Here is a 16,832-nt window from a genome sequence, read left to right on the forward strand (position 1 = left end):
GGTAACTTGTTATTCGAATAATTTTTTGTACTCAGTTAGTCCTTCTGCATCTAATTGCTCTTTGGGTACAAAACGAAGAGCCGCAGAATTAATGCAGTATCGAAGCCCGCCTAAAGAAGAAGGTCCATCTGGGAACAAATGACCCAAATGAGAGTCTGCCGTAGCTGATCGAACTTCTGTTCTTCTCATGCCATGACTTGTATCGAAGTTTTCTTTTACTTCTGTCGTTTCAATTGGCTTTGCAAAACTTGGCCAACCACAGTGAGCATCGAATTTGTCTTTAGAGCTAAACAAAGGTTTACCCGATACGATATCTACATAGATACCTTCTTCGAAATGTTGGTCATACTCTCCTTGGAATGGAGGCTCCGTACCACTTTCTTGTGTTACATGATATTGCATCGGCGTTAGTTTTGCTTTCAATTCGTCTTTCATCATTGCCCACCCCAATTCTTTTCAATAAACGCCGTACGACCAGACCCAACCGAGTAACGGTTGTAATGCGCAGGATTTTTCTTATAGTAATCTTGATGATAGGTTTCTGCCAAATAAAAAGGTTTTGCTGCTAGTATAGGTGTTGTCACGGCTTTTTCAAATCTACCCGAATTGTCTAATTGTTGCTTAGACTTTTCTGCAATGAGTCGCTGTTCTTCAGAATGATAAAAAATAGCTGTTTGATAGGATTCACCACGGTCAAAAAATTGACCACCCGCATCTGTCGGATCGATTTGTGTCCAAAAAACTTCAAGTAGTTTTTCATATGGAAATATATCTGGCTGAAATGTAATTTGCACTGCCTCTACATGTCCTGTAGCATTCGAACAAACTTGTTCGTAGCTTGGATTTTTCAGCTCGCCACCTGTATAACCACTCACGACTTCTTCAATGCCCTCCAATGAATCAAAAGGTTTGACCATGCACCAAAAACAGCCACCTGCAAACGTTGCTTTTTCTGTCTTCATCGTCTCACTCCGTTCTCTATGGTTCGATTGTCACCAGTAACCGGATATCATCATCTTCTAAATTAAACGAAGCCGCTCGAACAGAGATTCCATCATCTAAAGGTATTTCCGTTAGCTTTAATATGACTTCTTCGTCTTCAGGCATCACTTCCATAAAATCTGGAAGATCAACTGAATCTCTAAGTAATTTTAACGCAGATTCAGGTGGAATATCCAGCATGCCAACTTCAACTGACTTTTGTTCCAACAATAAATTGCCATCTTCTTGAACAACGGGTTCAAATTTCATCAAAATAGGCAACGTTACCGAAAATACAGTCAATTCTGTTGAAATACTGACATCGTCTGTTACTGATAAAGCTAAAGGGATCGGCTGATCTTTCATGGCTTTTTGAATATACGTGTTGGCAATTCCTTCAAAATCTGCTTTTGTCGTATTAACAACTACTGTATTTCCAGTAAGAAAACTATTTTCTGATGCTTGATACGATGTGTAGTCTTTTGGAGGGGTCGTCACATAAAGCACGATTCCTACCAATGCTAATGCATTTATAGCCAGCAAGGCAAAAAAGGCTAAACGCCATTTTCTCATCATATCATCACCCTATTCTTCATAACTCAATCCACATTCTTCCATCCTTTTAACTATGCGCTCAGTCATCAAGTCATAGCCTTTGCTATTGGGATGAAAAAAATCGGAATGGTAAACCAAATTTTTGTTGCCTACAAACAAATCACTCACAGGCACAAAACAGGCTTGAGGATCTTCTTCTATTCTTTTTTCCATAACTTGATTATACGACTCAATAATTTGATCAAATTCCTCTACTTCATCTGTGACGAGTGAAAAAGGATTATAAATCCCCATCATAATAATAGGTACTGTCGGATTGATGTCACGTATCGAGGTTAAAATTGTATCAAAGCGACTTTCATAAAAAATCAACTCATCGTTAAAAGCTTCTATGTTTAGTGAAAACAAATCGCGTTTTACAATTCGCATAATATCATTTCCACCAATTGTCATTGTTAAGTAATCTGCTTCTGTAATAGGACCTGTCAGTTTTCCTTGCTGAAACATTGCAAGTAACTGATCGCTTCGGCGGCCTCTCTTAGCAGTGTTTTCAACAGCGACACCTTCGATGCCTTGCCAAGTCTGAAGTTCAGCTGCTAACCTACCTGTGTAGCCGCCTAATTCAGCCTCATCTCCAACGCCTTGGGATAATGAATCACCTAAAGCTGTGATAATTACGGCCTGCGGTTTAAAGTTTGGTGGAACCGTATAAGATCCAATTAATGGTTCACTTCTCGGTTCTGCACTTTTATTGCCAAAGATAAACGTTGGACTGCACCCCGCTACTATACCCATGGACAAAATGACAATTAACAGGATGCGTTTCAAATTCGTCTCTCCTTTTCAAAACTATTAATCGGTATAATACATGAATCCTATTGCACCAATTCCTGTGTGAGTGGATATGATTGGCGTAGTAAAGTCAAATTGAATGTCGGTAAAACCGGTTTCTTTAATTTTTTCACGCAATGGACCTGCCATTGCAAGTCCATTGGCATGGGCAATACCCACACCTTTTACTTGCTTACCGGCCGTCCGATCGAGAAAATCTTTCATTAAATAATCAACCACTTGCTTATGACTTCTAACTTTAGCAACGGGTGTATACTCTCCATTATCTAAAGAAGCAATTGGTTTAATTTTCATCAATGATCCTAATAATGCGCGACCTTTTCCGATTCGCCCGCCCTTCACAAGATTATCTAGCGTATCCACTACAACAAATAATCTTGTATTCAAGCGAATCTGTTCTACTCGTGTGACAATTTCATCCATCGACTTGCCTTCTTTAGCCATTTTAGCTGCCTCAAATACTTGGAAAGTTAATGCGTGTGAAATATAACGAGAATCAATAACCGTAACATCTGAATCTGAAAGTTGAGCTGCGGTTCTTGCAGATTCCACAGTTCCACTCATTCCACCAGTCATGTGAATAGACAAAATTTGATCGCCATTTTCGCCTAATTTATCGTACAATTCTTTAAAAACACCTGGAGCTGGTTGTGAACTTTTTGGCATTTCTTTTGTATTTTTCATTAACTCTAAAAAAGACTCGGGTTCAAGGTCTACTCGATCCAAATACGTTTTTCCACCGACTTGTACACTTAATGGAACCACGTGCAAATCATATTTTTCGATGATATCCGGCTTTAAATCAGCGGTCGAATCCGTAACGATATGAATCTTTGACATGAAATCACTCTTTTCTTCATCTAAGTTTTAGTAATTAAATTACGCCTAATCACTCTATTTTTTGTTTAGATAACGCAACAATTGTTTCAGCAATTTTTGAATGAATCATTGTAATTGCTTCTTTTGGCTTTAACTCGTTGATAGTTTCAATTGGAATTGCATCCAAAAGCTGAACTTTTACTGTCGCAGGCATTACTTTGTTGTTGTTTTTTTCCATTATATCTGCAGTTCCATAAATCGCGACAGGGATGATTGGAACATTCGCATCTTTTGCAATACGTAAAAATCCTGCTTTGAATTCACCCAAACCTTCCCCTTTACTTCTTGTTCCTTCAGGGAATATTAAAATTGAATGACCTTCTTGTAATTTTTCTACTGTATCAGTAATCGATTTTAATGCACTGCGGCGATCGGTCCGGTCTAAAAACACACAGTTCATTTCTTCCATATACATCGGAATGATAGGAAATTTCTTTACTTCTTTTTTTGAAATAAAGCCAAACGGTTTTGGAATTGTTGAAAGCAAAGTCGGAATATCAAAATTTCCCTCGTGATTGCTAACAAACAACACCGGACCTGCAGGTAGTTTTTCTATACCCTCGATTGATACATCACTTTTTGTACGCTTCATGATACCAGCTGCCCACTTTTGAGGTTCTGTATGAATTAATTGATCATATTCCTCTAAAGTTAACTGTTCTTTTTGTTTCATAAACTTTTTTAAACTCACCGCACTAAATGGCAAATAGCCAAATAGAAATGAAAATGTACGTATTGAATTAAACATGGGCATTTTTCTTTTTACGCTTTTCGTATACTAAATAGGAAAATGCTATTTCATTTGACACGTGCTGTTCTGACTCTGAAACTAGCTTCCATTCACGACCATATTCAGGGAAATAAGTATCTCCATCAAACTCTTGGTGTATTAATGTGATATACAAGCGATCAGCATCAGGTAAAACGGATTCAAAAATTTGTTCTCCGCCAATAACCATAACTTCTTCATGCGCTTCTTTTGCTAACCGAATTGCATCAGTTAAATTATGAACCACATCTACCCCATCTGCCTCGTAAAGATCGTTGCGGGTTACAACGATATTGCGACGTTTTGGCAGTGGCCGTCCTATAGATTCATACGTATTACGTCCCATCACAATGCCTTTTCCAATTGTATGTTGTTTAAAATAAGCCAAATCGGCAGGGATATGCCAAGGCAATTCGTTATTTTTACCGATGACCCGATTAGGATCATGCGCTACCATCAATGAAATCATACATCTTCCTCCTACCCCGCTTTTTGCGGGTATTAAACTTTTTTAAATATAAACCATTCTAGTTACACTGCAACTGGTGCTTTTATACGCGGATACGGATCATAGCCCTCGATTGTAATATCTGCAAGCGTTAAGTCGAAAATGGATTCAACTTCTTCATTAATGTGTAGTGTCGGTAATGGTTTAGGTTCTCGTGTCATTTGCTCATTTATCTGATCTAAATGATTAACATATAAATGCGTATCACCAGTTGTATAAACAAAGTCCCCTACCTCTAATCCACATTCTCGTGCAACGAGATGTGTTAACAATGCATAAGACGCAATATTAAACGGCATGCCTAAAAAGACATCCGCACTTCGTTGATACAATTGACACGAAAGTTTTCCATCTGCCACATAAAACTGAAATATGATGTGGCACGGCGGCAATGCCATGTCATCGATAAATTCTGGGTTCCACGCCGTCACAAGGTGTCGTCTTGAATCTGGGTTAAGTTTAATAGATTCGATGACATTCTTTAATTGATCGATCGTTCCGCCTTCGGTTGTCGCCCACGAGCGCCATTGTTTTCCGTAAACAGGTCCCAAGTCACCAAATTTTTCTGCGAAATTTTGGTTTTCAAGAACTTGCTTTTGGAAAATCAGCATTTGGTTCTTGTATACTTCTGCAAACTCAAGGTCTTTCTGAGCACGACGGCCAAAATCGCTCATATCCGGACCCGTGTACTCATCGCTTTCTATCCACTGTGCAAATGCCCACTCGTCCCAGATATGATTATTATCTTGTAGTAAAGTTCGCACGTTTGTATCGCCCTTAATAAACCAAAGAAGTTCCGATACAATCAAGCGAAATGCTGTTTTTTTAGTTGTCATTAAAGGAAAGCCCTGTGTTAAATCAAATCGCATTTGATGGCCAAAAACACTTAAGGTCCCAGTACCTGTTCGGTCTTCTTTTGTTGCACCATTATGTAAAATATGTTCGCATAACTCTAAATATTGTCTCATGTAATTCGCCTCCATTATTATGTTTAATCATAACAATACTAGTGCGGATTATAAAGATTTATGAGTCTTTAAATTATTTATTTAGTATTGTGCTGATTCTAACTATTCTCATTCTGTAAATAAACTTTAATTTCCTCTGAGCTCGAAAGAACGAGCGAGTGCTTATTACTCTAAGAAGAATTAAACAGCTCGTCAATTAGTGTAGCTCTTTAGTGAGGTATTAACGAAATAATTTTTCTGAAATAGTAAGATACATTCAATTATGTTGTTAACTTAAATTTGGCAGAAAACAAAAAACCGTCACAAAGTGAACGGTTTAAGAAAGCCATTTTGGCGGTGTGTTTTTGGACCAATATATATCTCCTAGCGTAATATGCTTTTGGAAATCATCATCAGCTAGGTGGTAGTGAAAATTAAAAGAATAGCCTATCTGCGGTTTATTTTCTGTTCTGACGTGAAAACGGATTTCGTCTTTGTTGGTTTCCGTATTGTATACATGGAAGATTTTTTCTGCATGATCGCCAGATGGTTTTTCAGAAATCGATAGTTTTCTTAGTTTACCAGTATCCAGATTTGCTAAATGAACATCAATGGCTCGTTGGATATTCGGTAATATCATTGTTCGGAATTCATCTTCAATAACAGGACCAATTCGTGATCCGAATTTCAAGTAAGCCTGCTCTTCCGCCGACTGGTAAACAGAATGAATAAAGGAGTCTCCCGTATCGTAGAACTCACTTGGATCGACCCAATCATAGATATATTGTTTGTTGTCACTTTCCGCTGCATGTGATTTCGGTTGACCTTTTTCGTCCAAAAGCGACTCCCAGATTAAATGATTCGGAGAGATTGCGCCCAATGTCAAAACGGCAACTGCAATCACTAGCGACTTTTGCCACCAATTTTTCATGAACATCACCTTTTCTTTATGAACATTTTAGTAACTTATCTGCTTATTTATACGATTTTCACAGCTAAAGGTTTCATCTTCTTGAGATTCATTGTACAATAAAGTCATTAACAACGCCTTGTTTTTTTTTTTTGAAAAGGAGGAATTTTCATGGATGCATCATTATTGATCGGATTAGGTCTCCTGTTTATGCTCGGATACTTAACTTCACTTTCATTTACAGACTAATAACTAACAAAAAAACTTCCTATCCTTTGGGGAGTTTTTTTATGTCCACAATTAAAGTGTATACAGCATATTTCAACTGATTAGCTAAAAATCTGCCTTTTTAAATTTTAAATCAGAGAGTTAGATTGTTGCTTTCTCACTTCTATTATTTTTTTAAAATCATTCGGTAGCCAGATAATGATTGTTAAAAACGCTATAACATATAATTTCAAGTTCGTATTATTTATCCTCCCTAGTGTACATCGTTATTTTATATAACAAATTACAATAAGTATTCTTTATTCTAATTCTAACTCTCTACACTGAATATTGCGACTTTAAATACATAAAAAAGAACGGCCTATTCATTTGCGAATAGGCCGTTCTTTTCCGATTACAAAGAACTTATTAATTACTAGTTTATTTTTCTATAGCTGCTTCCCATGAAGACATCCCTTGAGCCACATTTACAAACTCGTATCCTTCTTTAAGCATTAAGTCGCTCGCCTGTTGGGAACGGTTGCCTGACTGACAAATCACTACATATTTTATATCTTTTTGAAGACCGTCAAAATCGCCTGTTTGTATTGATGTGAGCGGTTTGTTTTGCGCTCCTGGTATATGCCCCTGATCAAACTCAGACGGCTCGCGTACATCCAATACGATATAGCCAGCATCTTGCTTTTCAGCCACTTCTTCGATTTGGATGGTTTCGTACTCCGCCTCTTGACCACACGCCACTAACAATATTGCGCTAGCAATTGCCAGCATAAATACCAGTCGCTTTGACATTACTCGACGTCGCCTTCCCAAGCCATTATACCGCCTTCAACATTCGTTACATTGTAACCTTGATTGTCTAAAAATTTACATGCAGAGCTACTACGTCCACCAGCTTGGCAGTTTACATAGTATTCTTCCTTTTTATCTAATTCATTCATCTTGAATTCCAATAAACTTAAAGGGACATTTACTGCACCGGGAATTTTTCCAGAAGACACTTCTGATGCCTCACGCACATCAATCAGATTTACTTTCTTTCCTTGTTTTAATAATGTCTCTAGTTCTTGTGTAGAAATCGATTTCATCTATAATTCCTCCTAATAATTTGGTTCCTCACTGATATCGTAATCATTATATAAAACTTTTATGCTTTTAATAGCTCTGTGACACGAGAAGGATCAAACCCGAGAACCCACTCACCATTTATATTAGTTTGTGGTACTCCCATCTGTCCAGTAGCTTGCACGAGGCGATTAGCTGCCGCTTGGTCATGCTGAACATTTACTTCTGTATAGGAAACATCATTCTGTTCTAAAAAACTTTTCATCATTGTGCAGTAAGGGCACGTATCCGTTGAAAATACGGTAACTTGGTTAGACATAATCGCTCTCTCCTTAAAAATAATGTTGTTGAAACTATTTAAAATATACCATAGGGGGTATATTTCTTTCAAGAAATTTGCTTGCCGCTAAGTTCGTTTTATATTTTCTATTCTTACTTAAATAGAAAAAGTAACATAGCATCTATTTCCAAAAATTAATTTTAATAAATTGGCGAAAATAGATGCTATGTTATGACTGTATTTTAGTAATCGTTTTCCTGCGTCATTGATATCACACCGTAATGAAATTTCGTATTCGGTCGCACGCGTCGAACAAAACCAAACTGTTCAAAGTCTTGCGAGCGAAAATGCGCTTTTAACACCACAGTTTTCCTAGCGACGCGTTTGGCTTCCCTTACCCACTGCTCCGTTAATTGACTACGATCTGCTGGACCTCTCAACGCTGAAAAATTAGATGACTCTATAATTTCTTCTGTAAACATTGGATCCATATAAATTACATCAATAGATTTTGACTCGCGTTTTTTCAGATAAGAAATAGCATCAGTAGACACCACTTCTATTCGTTTCATCGCTGCTAACAAGTGCGGCATTCCATGATAGTGGTTTAGCCCTTGTTGAACGACATATGCAAGAATCGGATGACTTTCACATCCAATAACTCGTCCACTTTCTCCAACACGCTGAGAAGCCACAAGTGAATCTGACGCAAGACCTAAAGTACAGTCTAAAAATATGTCACCTGGTTCTAATCTTGAAACAGCGATCAATGGGTCTTGTTCGATTGGTCTTTTTGTCCTGAAAGCTGCTGAATTCGGATGAAAAAAGAACGGCTCTGTTTTACCCATTGGATAAAACTCAAGCCGTTCTTTTAGACAAATCAACAAATCAGCCGATTCCTCTGCATGCATTTTCTCGATAGAACGTTTATTACGAGCAACTTGCTGAAGCGACAGTTCTGTTGAAATGCGCTCTGCCCACTCCATTATGGATGATGTGGGACGGTACGCTGTTGTGACGACTGTTTTCACTGAGTTGCCACTTGTTCAAGCGCTTGTGCCAAATGATCGCGAATTTGCTCCATAGGATAGCCCTCAATTTGTTCACGTGGAATAAAGTGAGCCAGTTCGCCATCTTTTAACACCGCAATCGATGGAGATGATGGAGCAACTTCTTCAAAATAATGACGCATTTGAGCTGTCGCTTCTTTATCTTGACCAGCAAAAACAGTCACCAAATGTTCCGGTTTTGCTTCAACTGTTTGGAGTGCTTCTATAACTGCTGGACGTGCTAGTCCTGCTGCACAGCCACAAATAGAGTTAATCACTACGAGACTTGTTCCTTTAGTGCTGCTCATATGTTCATTGACATCCTCTGCAGACGTTAACTCTTTAAATCCTGCGCTTACCAATTCTTGACGCATCGGCACAACAATGCCTTTCATGTATTCATCATATGCGTTCATGCTTGTCGCCCCTTTTCGTTTATACTTTTCTCAAAACTCTAGGTTTTATCTACTTTAGTGTAACCTAGATTCTCCATAATTTCATAGTATGTGATTTTTATGTGAATTTTTTATGAATTTAATGATTCTATTCTGTATGATTAGATTTAGGTAACTAAAAAAAGGATGGGGAAAATGAATTTACTAAAACAAATTAATGAACTAAACTTTGCACTTTTACAGTCCTTTTCCACGAAACATGATCGACCTTGGGGAACTTTTTTTTTGAACAGACAGCAACCCGATTATTATGACGCAAATCACGCTTATATAAGTACACAACCCGAACACCCTGAGAAAGTAATCGACGAAGTAGTTTCATACTACAGATCGTATTCAATTACGCCACGGTTTTATTTAGACCATGTCGATTCCCTAACAAAGTTTATCGCTCAGTTAAAAGAAAAAGGCTTTCAGTATGAAGAATTACCTCAACCAATTCAATTATGGAATAAAGAAATAACAGCGCTCTTAATCCCTGAACATGTCACTGTTAAAAAAGTAGACAACTCGAATTATCAGGACGCATCGTGGGTTGAGTGCCAGATTAAAGAATTTGGTGGAAAAGCTGTTCGCGAAAAAGCTTTTGAAATAGAGTTTAATGACAATCGGTATACTCACTTTTTGTTAAAAGTTAATGGCAAACCGAGTTCGACTGCGTGTTTATTTGTTCATGGAAATCAAGGGCGGGTAGAAAGTGTTGCGACTGTCGAAGAATACAGAGGGCAAGGATTGATTGGATTTGTTTTGCAATGTATACAAAAACAAGCTCAGACGATGCAGTTAGATTATTTGTGGGTTCACCCTATTAATGAGCAAGTTGAAAAAGTATATGGCCGCTACGGATTTTCCACAATCTATACCTTGCAATCTGGCCATGCTTTTATGGATGGGAAAGCATAAAAGAACTTCGGGATTAAATTAGTATTGATTCTTAACGAGAAACTTGAATGATCGGAGACTGTCATGAAAAAGAAAAAGAAAAAAGACAGCTGCTTTACAGATTGCGTTAAAGATCTAAGTTTTGAAGTTGTGGCTCATATGCTATTCTCCGCTATATGGAACATAGTATTATTCATCCCTAGACTGTTGATTCGGTTATTTAGCAGTATCTAACTTTCTTCGATTTTCATCTAACTTAATTATTGGTCACAATACAAATTAAAAAGCCATCCATTTAGGATGACTTGAATAGTGAAATTTGAATACCTTCAGCTGATGGTGGGCGAAGAGTAATGGTACTTCCCATTTCTTCTACCGTATAATCTTTTAAATATTCTTCTACGTCATTTGCATGCTCAGCCACTGCTTCTCGAATAAGCTCTTTAATAATTAACGAACTGCTTTTTTGACCTAATACTACTCCATTGACCGTAAGATTCACCTGAAACCCTCCTATGTATACTTAAAAGATATCATAAACTTATTAACAAAAAACGTATACATGGACCTAATATTTTTAATTATTTTTAGTAAAAATAGATACATTATTGTCTTTTGTATCATTAAATGATTTTATGTGCCTACAATATACGATATTTATAATACCAAACACCTCAAACAATCCTATTTCTACCAAAATAAAAAACTACCCGGCCCGGGTAGTTTTTTATTTTGATCGTAGATTTGTTCTATCAAAAATCATGACACATAAGCATTTACGCATTTCTAGCAGTGTTATTTACAATTTCTACTCCACTGTCTTCACTTTATATTATTAGCATTAGAATAATATATTGACGCGTTTTCAAAAATTAGGTCTAAAGACTTTATTTATTAAAATTTACTATTTATAAAATCTAACATTCTGCTAAAAACATCGTAGTCAAACCATTCCACGGTCATACTTTGAACATATTCACCCTCTTTTTGAAGTTCTAAGTTATTTGAAGACAACTGGACAACCTTTGTATCATCTACTTCACTTTCTTGTTTATTGATTTTTTGATTATTAAATTCATGAATTAATTTATGATAGAAAGAATCACGTTTTTCACGACTTTCAAATTCCCACGATTCGTATTTTCCACTAGATAAAATTTCTATCGAATAAACGTTATTATTCATTCGTGATTCCTCCTAAAAAAGATGAATGTTTGACCTAACCAACTTAAATGCTCTTTACCTCTTTAGGTCTATTTGAAAACATTTTACTGTTTTGCTTTTAAATAAAAAATTCCGGTGACTTTTGGAGTCACCGGAATTTTTCATTTACCTTTCATCGCTTGTCGAGCTTCGGTCATTTGTTTCCATACTGAACCTTTCGCATCTTCACCTTCTGTGATGCGTGCAATGGCCATTTTAATTTGTAATTTCACTTCAAATTCCTGTTCATTTTCTGCTAGCTTAAGTGCTGGTAAAGCGGTTTCTGTTCCCGTTTCGTAAAGAAACATCGCCGCTCTCCATCGAACCAATTTATTTTTATCTTGTAAGGTTTCGATCATGATCGGCTCAAACTCTTCAAATCCTAGATCACTAATCGTATCTCCTGCAGTTCTTCTTACAGCCCAACTTTTGTCTTTCATGGCACGTTCTACATAAGGAACTACAGCTTTATCATCGATATCACCTAAGAAAATCGCAGCTTGTCTGCGAATTGACATTTTTTCGTCATCTAAGGCAAGAGATAATAAAGGCAAATCTTCAAGATCTGCTTCAATCATTTGATCTAACAATTGGAAACGTGTTTGCCAGTCAGGAGCATTAAATTCTTCGGGAGAAATTTTACGTCCACGAGGTGCAGCTTCGTGTTGTTCTAAATCTTTTTTTGTTGACAGTGCATCTAAGCGCTCTTGTGGATAAGCTGCTTCGATTTCTTCAACCATGCTGTTACCGATTTCGGCTTTATCGCCATAACGTACGCCGTAATCCGCCCATTTACGCTGAAACAAGTAATTTTCTTCTGTCGGATCCATCACTTTTTTCATTGCCAGAACAAAGCGCTCAGACATTCCAATACGTTCTTCAGAAGCACTATCGAACACTTTTACTTGAAGGGGAATGCCTTTGAATTCTTGCACATGAACATAAACTTCGCCAAAATGTTCATCTATTTCGATTTCGTCTCCTGTATGCTCACGATCTTCGCCAAATACTGCTCTTACTTGCGCTAAAATCGCTTCCCAATCAAACTTTGAAATGCGCTCGACTGCCAAAAAGTCTGCCACGTGATAGACGCCCTTGACGCCGTCTATTGTTAGTAACTCTTGAACTTCTTTCGGAGCATTTTCTATATTGGCTTTATTATAATTATGGCTTTTACCAAACGGCAACTCTTGGTCAATAATTACTTTCATCGTATTCGGGCTTGGTGTCGGTTCTATCGTTAAAATTTTCACGAAAATCCCTCCTGCAATTAGTCAATCACGCTTCTGCGATTTCTTGAAGATGAGTCCATCGCTCGATTAACGCATCGTATTCTTCTGTCAACGTATTTACTTCTTCTGTTAGCTTTTGTAATTTATCGTAATCAGAACCAGCTAAAGCCATTTCTTCTTCTCGCGCTTCAATTTTTGCTTCTGCTTCCGCGATTTTTTCTAAAATATTGTCATACTCTACTTGTTCTTTATACGACATTTTCTTTTTTGCCTTAACAGGTTGAGGTTGCACTACTTCTGTTTCAACCAATTGTTGTTCTGCTAATGCAACAGGGTTGTTTTTTTCTTTAATAAACTCTGAGTATAAACCTTGATATTCTTCGATTTTACCAGTCCCTGTGGTCCATAATTTCTGTGCAATGCGATCAAGGAAAAAGCGATCATGCGAAATCGTAATGACAACGCCAGGGAAGTTTTCTAAGAAATCTTCCAAAACGGAAAGTGTTTGAATATCTAAATCATTTGTTGGCTCATCTAAAAACAAAATATTTGGCTGTTCCATTAATAATTTTAGCAAGTACAGACGTTTACGCTCGCCACCAGATAATTTACCGATTTGTGTGCCGTGACCGTTTGACGGGAACAAAAAGCGCTCCAGCATTTGAGTGGCCGAAAGACGGACGCCTTTTTCGGCTTCAAAATCACTTGACGTTTCTTGAATGTATTCGATCATTCGTTGAGACTCGTCCATTTCTGGCAAATGTTGCGTAAAGTGAGCAATTTTCACTGTGCTGCCGTATTCCATTTTTCCAGTCGTCGGTTCAAGTTCGCCCGCCAACATCTTCATTAACGTAGATTTCCCCGCACCATTAGGTCCGACAATTCCAATCCGATCTCCGCCTTGTAATAGGAAGTCGAATCCGCTGAAGATTTGTTTGTCGCCGTATGCTACGCCCATATTCTTACCTTCGATAATTTTCTTACCAAGACGTTGGCTTTGCATTGACAACTCAAGTGATGTATTGTCATTTTCTTTTTGAACGTTTTCTTTAATTTCATCAAAACGTTGAATCCGTGCTTTTTGTTTTGTCGAACGTGCTTTGGCACCACGACGAATCCATTTTAACTCTGAGCGGAAACGGTTTTCAAGTTTCTGCTGAGACGACGCATTCATTTCATCGCGAATCGCTTTGTTTTCAAGGTAATCGCCGTAGTTTCCTTTATGTGTATACATGGTTTGATCAGCAATTTCGAAAATATGAGTAGACACTGCATCTAAGAAGTAACGATCATGCGTTACGAAAAGCATGGCCGATCCCATACGTAATAGTGTTTCTTGTAACCATTCTGTTGAAACAGCATCAAGATGGTTCGTTGGCTCATCCAAAAGGATTAAATCAGCTGGTTCGATCAATGCTTTTGCAAGAGCAACACGTTTACGCTGACCGCCTGACAATTCGCCAACCACTTGATCGTACATATCAATTCCTAGTTTGGATAGAGCTGTTTTGGCAAGTGCGTTAATATCCCATGCGTTTTCTTGTTCCATTTTTTCTTGAATATCCATCAATTCATCTTGCAATTGTGTCGAACTCGAATCGACCATCATATTTTTCAATGCATTTTCATATGCGCGGTTTAACGCAAGAATCGGTGATTTTCCGGAGAATACCGTTTCAAGCACGGTTAATGACTCGTCAAATTCAGGCTCTTGCATCAAATACGTAATTTGATATTTTTTCGGATGATCCATTACAACACTGTCTGCATCCATTGACCCTGCTAAAATCGACATTAACGTCGATTTTCCTGTTCCGTTTACACCGATTAATCCAGCACGTTCTCCCGGATACAGTGAAAACTCAACATCCTTGAATAACGTTTTGGCTCCAACTGTTTTTGTTAATTTCGTAATATTTAAGTGGCTCATTTATTCCCATCCGTTTCTGTTTGAAGTTGCTTTAAAAAGGATAGCATAAATTCATGGCGTTCTTCAGCCATCTGCTTACCAGTTTCCGTTGTCATTTGATCTTTGAGTAATAAAAGCTTTTCGTAAAAATGCGTAACGCTACTCGTTTGTGCTTCCCGATATTCCTGCTCGGTCATTTCTGTGCGTGCTTTTTCGTTCCAATCATATAACTTGCGACCTTTGGCTCCACCATATGCAAAAGCGCGGGCAATGCCAATAGCACCAATTGCATCTAAGCGATCTGCGTCTTGAACAATTTTGGCTTCAATACTTGTTGCAGACTTCCCATTGCCACCTTTAAAGGATACAGACGCTATGACCTCTTGTATTTTTTGTTGCTGCTCGTCTGTCAGATTTAATCGATTTAATATATCACTCTCTAAATCCTCGTCTGGCTTTTTGTATTTCGGGTCTGAAACGTCGTGAAGCAATACCGCTAACTCTACGATAAAGGCATCCGCGTTTTCTTGCGCCAAAATTATTTTGGCATTTTTCATGACGCGTTCAATATGCTGCCAATCGTGGCTTGCATCAAACTGCTCATAAATTTTGCTTACTTCATTTTCACATTGATTGATTTTTTCCTGATCCATTCTTCCGCTCCAATCACTTGTTTCTTCTATTATAACCTGAATTGATGGTAAAATGCCTGTATTCCCAGCGATTATTGACGTTTCTATAAGCTTCATGTATAGTATAGCCATCCATAACATGGCATTTATAGGTCCATGACATACTCAATATTAGGGGGAACTTGTATGAACCAAGGTACAGTAAAATGGTTTAACTCAGAAAAAGGTTACGGATTTATTGAGTATAATGATGGCGACGATGTATTTGTCCATTTTACAGGCATCCAAGGTGACGGGTTTCGTACATTAACTGAAGGCAAAATTGTATCATTCGATATTATTGATGGCAATCGTGGTCCACAAGCTGCCAATGTAATCGAAGTCGATCCAGAATAATAAATCAAATAAAAGCAGGGACGGAAATTCCGTTCCTGCTTTTTGTATATCCATAGAAAACATTTATTGTTGTGTACCGGTTCCAACTTTGTTAAGTTCATTACCTAAAAACTGCAATTGCGCACCAACTGTACAGTTACTTATGCAAAACCGGTGAGCAGCTGTTTTTCCATCATCTTTACGAAGCTGGTTTTTCACAAAACAACCGTCACAATAAGTCGTTAGCATTTCATCAATTTCTTTTATAATAGAAATTTTCTTCACTCTGTCACCTCTTAACGAAACTTCATTTTTTCATTCTACTACGCATTTGTTTTTTATACCAACAATAGTTATACTAACTGAGGACATTTTTAAGGTACCAAGCGGTTCGCAAATTCCCGCTTTACCAAAACTAAGGAGGAAATTTTTTGTTTAATGAATTTTGGGGACTTGGCTTTGCCTTGTTCAATTTTGTTCTATTATTAATTATGTATAAGTTTTTTGGGAAAACAGGCTTGTTTGCATGGGTCGCGATTTCTACTGTTCTTGCCAACATTCAAGTTACAAAAACCATTGAAATTATTGGTCTTACTGCTACTCTCGGCAACAGTCTGTATGCCTCAACATTTTTAGCAACCGATATTTTAAATGAAAAATACGGCAAAAAAGAAGCGAAAAAAGCGGTTTGGCTTGGATTCTCGTCACTCCTTATCATGGTGCTAGTCATGCAATTCGGTATTAAATTTATACCCGCTGACAGTGATTTTGCACAAAGCTCATTAGAAACGATTTTCGGTCTTATTCCGCAAATTGCCATCGGTAGTATGATTGCATATCTTGCCAGTCAACATTTAGATGTTCTCATTTTCGGTGCACTTCGCAAAATTTTTCCGAAGGATAGCCAATTTTGGATACGTAATAACGGTTCCACATTACTTAGTCAATTACTGGACACGTTAATTTTTACTTCGATTGCGTTTTGGGGTGTATTTCCATTTGACGTGTGGATTCAAATATTCTTCTCGACGTATTTATTGAAATTTATTGTCTCAATCCTAGATACGCCATTTGGCTACTTAGCTAAAATGATTAAACCCATTGACGAAAAGTAGGTGATT

At 37.6% G+C, this 16,832-nt stretch carries 23 protein-coding genes; 3 read left to right on the forward strand and 20 right to left on the reverse strand.

Going from position 1 to position 16,832, the window contains the following annotated elements:
- Window positions 1-9 precede the first annotated feature (9 nt).
- The 14 genes from msrB to PLANO_RS08400 form a co-directional block, all read right to left on the reverse strand.
- Window positions 10-435 carry a peptide-methionine (R)-S-oxide reductase MsrB gene (gene msrB, locus PLANO_RS08335; protein WP_081976646.1) on the reverse strand — a complete coding sequence of 142 codons (426 nt, stop codon included), beginning with the start codon at window positions 433-435 and terminating at the stop codon, window positions 10-12.
- Window positions 435-962, reverse strand: a complete 528-nt coding sequence (msrA, locus tag PLANO_RS08340; RefSeq protein WP_038704009.1) for a peptide-methionine (S)-S-oxide reductase MsrA — start codon at window positions 960-962, stop codon at window positions 435-437. The genes msrB and msrA overlap by 1 nt, the downstream gene beginning before the upstream one ends.
- Window positions 963-978: 16 nt before the next feature.
- Window positions 979-1,557 (reverse strand): YpmS family protein, encoded by a 579-nt coding sequence (locus PLANO_RS08345; protein ID WP_081976647.1) that lies wholly within the window; start codon window positions 1,555-1,557, stop codon window positions 979-981.
- Between the two features lie 9 nt (window positions 1,558-1,566).
- A complete protein-coding gene (locus PLANO_RS08350) occupies window positions 1,567-2,364 on the reverse strand; it encodes a GDSL-type esterase/lipase family protein (RefSeq protein WP_038704011.1) in 798 nt (265 codons plus the stop codon).
- Window positions 2,365-2,388: 24 nt separating this feature from the next.
- The gene (locus PLANO_RS08355; protein ID WP_038704012.1) at window positions 2,389-3,228 is read right to left on the reverse strand and encodes a DegV family protein; all 840 of its coding nucleotides are present in this window, start codon (window positions 3,226-3,228) and stop codon (window positions 2,389-2,391) included.
- 49 nt (window positions 3,229-3,277) lie between these two features.
- Entirely contained in the window at window positions 3,278-4,015 is a 738-nt protein-coding gene (locus tag PLANO_RS08360; RefSeq protein WP_038704013.1) for a lysophospholipid acyltransferase family protein, read from the reverse strand.
- Complete coding sequence (locus tag PLANO_RS08365) at window positions 4,008-4,505, reverse strand: dihydrofolate reductase (protein ID WP_038704014.1); 498 nt, start codon at window positions 4,503-4,505, stop codon at window positions 4,008-4,010. Before PLANO_RS08365 ends, PLANO_RS08360 begins: the two co-directional genes overlap by 8 nt.
- Window positions 4,506-4,567: 62 nt before the next feature.
- On the reverse strand, window positions 4,568-5,512 hold the full coding sequence (locus PLANO_RS08370; RefSeq protein WP_038704015.1) for a thymidylate synthase: 945 nt from the start codon (window positions 5,510-5,512) through the stop codon (window positions 4,568-4,570).
- Between the two features lie 316 nt (window positions 5,513-5,828).
- Window positions 5,829-6,422 carry a YpjP family protein gene (locus PLANO_RS08375; protein ID WP_038704016.1) on the reverse strand — a complete coding sequence of 198 codons (594 nt, stop codon included), beginning with the start codon at window positions 6,420-6,422 and terminating at the stop codon, window positions 5,829-5,831.
- A gap of 627 nt (window positions 6,423-7,049) precedes the next feature.
- On the reverse strand, window positions 7,050-7,421 hold the full coding sequence (locus PLANO_RS08380; RefSeq protein WP_052124303.1) for a rhodanese-like domain-containing protein: 372 nt from the start codon (window positions 7,419-7,421) through the stop codon (window positions 7,050-7,052).
- Window positions 7,421-7,717, reverse strand: coding sequence for a rhodanese-like domain-containing protein (locus PLANO_RS08385; RefSeq protein ID WP_038704017.1), 297 nt, complete (start codon window positions 7,715-7,717; stop codon window positions 7,421-7,423). Before PLANO_RS08385 ends, PLANO_RS08380 begins: the two co-directional genes overlap by 1 nt.
- A 59-nt stretch (window positions 7,718-7,776) precedes the next feature.
- Window positions 7,777-8,013 (reverse strand): glutaredoxin family protein, encoded by a 237-nt coding sequence (locus tag PLANO_RS08390; protein ID WP_038704018.1) that lies wholly within the window; start codon window positions 8,011-8,013, stop codon window positions 7,777-7,779.
- Window positions 8,014-8,216: 203 nt separating this feature from the next.
- Window positions 8,217-9,005, reverse strand: a complete 789-nt coding sequence (locus PLANO_RS08395) for a class I SAM-dependent methyltransferase (protein WP_038704019.1) — start codon at window positions 9,003-9,005, stop codon at window positions 8,217-8,219.
- Entirely contained in the window at window positions 9,002-9,439 is a 438-nt protein-coding gene (locus tag PLANO_RS08400) for a BrxA/BrxB family bacilliredoxin (protein WP_038704020.1), read from the reverse strand. The genes PLANO_RS08395 and PLANO_RS08400 overlap by 4 nt, the downstream gene beginning before the upstream one ends.
- Before the next feature lie 264 nt (window positions 9,440-9,703).
- Between PLANO_RS08400 and PLANO_RS08405 the strand changes: the two genes are divergently transcribed.
- A complete protein-coding gene (locus PLANO_RS08405) occupies window positions 9,704-10,381 on the forward strand; it encodes a GNAT family N-acetyltransferase (protein ID WP_231554714.1) in 678 nt (225 codons plus the stop codon).
- A gap of 274 nt (window positions 10,382-10,655) precedes the next feature.
- On the opposite strand, the gene PLANO_RS08410 is transcribed toward PLANO_RS08405, so the two are convergent.
- The 5 genes from PLANO_RS08410 to PLANO_RS08430 all read right to left on the reverse strand — a co-directional run bounded on the left by PLANO_RS08410 (window position 10,656) and on the right by PLANO_RS08430 (window position 15,357).
- A complete protein-coding gene (locus PLANO_RS08410; RefSeq protein ID WP_038704022.1) occupies window positions 10,656-10,862 on the reverse strand; it encodes a hypothetical protein in 207 nt (68 codons plus the stop codon).
- A gap of 392 nt (window positions 10,863-11,254) precedes the next feature.
- Window positions 11,255-11,545, reverse strand: coding sequence for a hypothetical protein (locus PLANO_RS08415; protein WP_038704023.1), 291 nt, complete (start codon window positions 11,543-11,545; stop codon window positions 11,255-11,257).
- Window positions 11,546-11,685: 140 nt separating this feature from the next.
- Entirely contained in the window at window positions 11,686-12,816 is a 1,131-nt protein-coding gene (locus PLANO_RS08420; RefSeq protein WP_038704024.1) for a conserved virulence factor C family protein, read from the reverse strand.
- 25 nt (window positions 12,817-12,841) lie between these two features.
- Window positions 12,842-14,725, reverse strand: coding sequence for an ABC-F family ATP-binding cassette domain-containing protein (locus PLANO_RS08425; RefSeq protein WP_038704025.1), 1,884 nt, complete (start codon window positions 14,723-14,725; stop codon window positions 12,842-12,844).
- Window positions 14,722-15,357, reverse strand: coding sequence for an HD domain-containing protein (locus PLANO_RS08430; RefSeq protein WP_038705417.1), 636 nt, complete (start codon window positions 15,355-15,357; stop codon window positions 14,722-14,724). The genes PLANO_RS08425 and PLANO_RS08430 overlap by 4 nt, the downstream gene beginning before the upstream one ends.
- Window positions 15,358-15,522: 165 nt before the next feature.
- Here PLANO_RS08430 and PLANO_RS08435 point away from each other — a divergent pair, with 165 nt between their 5' ends.
- Window positions 15,523-15,732 carry a cold-shock protein gene (locus tag PLANO_RS08435; protein WP_038704026.1) on the forward strand — a complete coding sequence of 70 codons (210 nt, stop codon included), beginning with the start codon at window positions 15,523-15,525 and terminating at the stop codon, window positions 15,730-15,732.
- A 63-nt stretch (window positions 15,733-15,795) separates the two neighbouring features.
- Here the strand turns inward: PLANO_RS08435 and PLANO_RS08440 are convergent, their stop codons facing one another.
- Window positions 15,796-15,996, reverse strand: a complete 201-nt coding sequence (locus PLANO_RS08440; RefSeq protein ID WP_038704027.1) for a zinc-finger domain-containing protein — start codon at window positions 15,994-15,996, stop codon at window positions 15,796-15,798.
- A 146-nt stretch (window positions 15,997-16,142) separates the two neighbouring features.
- Between PLANO_RS08440 and PLANO_RS08445 the strand changes: the two genes are divergently transcribed.
- Entirely contained in the window at window positions 16,143-16,826 is a 684-nt protein-coding gene (locus PLANO_RS08445) for a queuosine precursor transporter (protein ID WP_038704028.1), read from the forward strand.
- Window positions 16,827-16,832: the final 6 nt, after the last annotated feature.

Origin of the sequence: Planococcus sp. PAMC 21323 (assembly GCF_000785555.1) — a bacterium.
In the GTDB taxonomy this organism is placed as follows: domain Bacteria; phylum Bacillota; class Bacilli; order Bacillales_A; family Planococcaceae; genus Planococcus.

Coding starts and splice junctions, on each gene's coding strand:
- msrA (WP_038704009.1), bottom strand. CDS start 962: ATGAAGACAGAAAAAGCAACGTTTGCAGGTGGCTGTTTTTGGTGCATG.
- PLANO_RS08425 (WP_038704025.1), bottom strand. CDS start 14,725: ATGAGCCACTTAAATATTACGAAATTAACAAAAACAGTTGGAGCCAAA.
- PLANO_RS08400 (WP_038704020.1), bottom strand. CDS start 9,439: ATGAACGCATATGATGAATACATGAAAGGCATTGTTGTGCCGATGCGT.
- PLANO_RS08430 (WP_038705417.1), bottom strand. CDS start 15,357: ATGGATCAGGAAAAAATCAATCAATGTGAAAATGAAGTAAGCAAAATT.
- PLANO_RS08355 (WP_038704012.1), bottom strand. CDS start 3,228: ATGTCAAAGATTCATATCGTTACGGATTCGACCGCTGATTTAAAGCCG.
- PLANO_RS08375 (WP_038704016.1), bottom strand. CDS start 6,422: ATGAAAAATTGGTGGCAAAAGTCGCTAGTGATTGCAGTTGCCGTTTTG.
- PLANO_RS08360 (WP_038704013.1), bottom strand. CDS start 4,015: ATGTTTAATTCAATACGTACATTTTCATTTCTATTTGGCTATTTGCCA.
- PLANO_RS08345 (WP_081976647.1), bottom strand. CDS start 1,557: ATGATGAGAAAATGGCGTTTAGCCTTTTTTGCCTTGCTGGCTATAAAT.
- PLANO_RS08385 (WP_038704017.1), bottom strand. CDS start 7,717: ATGAAATCGATTTCTACACAAGAACTAGAGACATTATTAAAACAAGGA.
- PLANO_RS08380 (WP_052124303.1), bottom strand. CDS start 7,421: ATGTCAAAGCGACTGGTATTTATGCTGGCAATTGCTAGCGCAATATTG.
- PLANO_RS08370 (WP_038704015.1), bottom strand. CDS start 5,512: ATGAGACAATATTTAGAGTTATGCGAACATATTTTACATAATGGTGCA.
- PLANO_RS08415 (WP_038704023.1), bottom strand. CDS start 11,545: ATGAATAATAACGTTTATTCGATAGAAATTTTATCTAGTGGAAAATAC.
- msrB (WP_081976646.1), bottom strand. CDS start 435: ATGAAAGACGAATTGAAAGCAAAACTAACGCCGATGCAATATCATGTA.
- PLANO_RS08390 (WP_038704018.1), bottom strand. CDS start 8,013: ATGTCTAACCAAGTTACCGTATTTTCAACGGATACGTGCCCTTACTGC.
- PLANO_RS08435 (WP_038704026.1), top strand. CDS start 15,523: ATGAACCAAGGTACAGTAAAATGGTTTAACTCAGAAAAAGGTTACGGA.
- PLANO_RS08365 (WP_038704014.1), bottom strand. CDS start 4,505: ATGATTTCATTGATGGTAGCGCATGATCCTAATCGGGTCATCGGTAAA.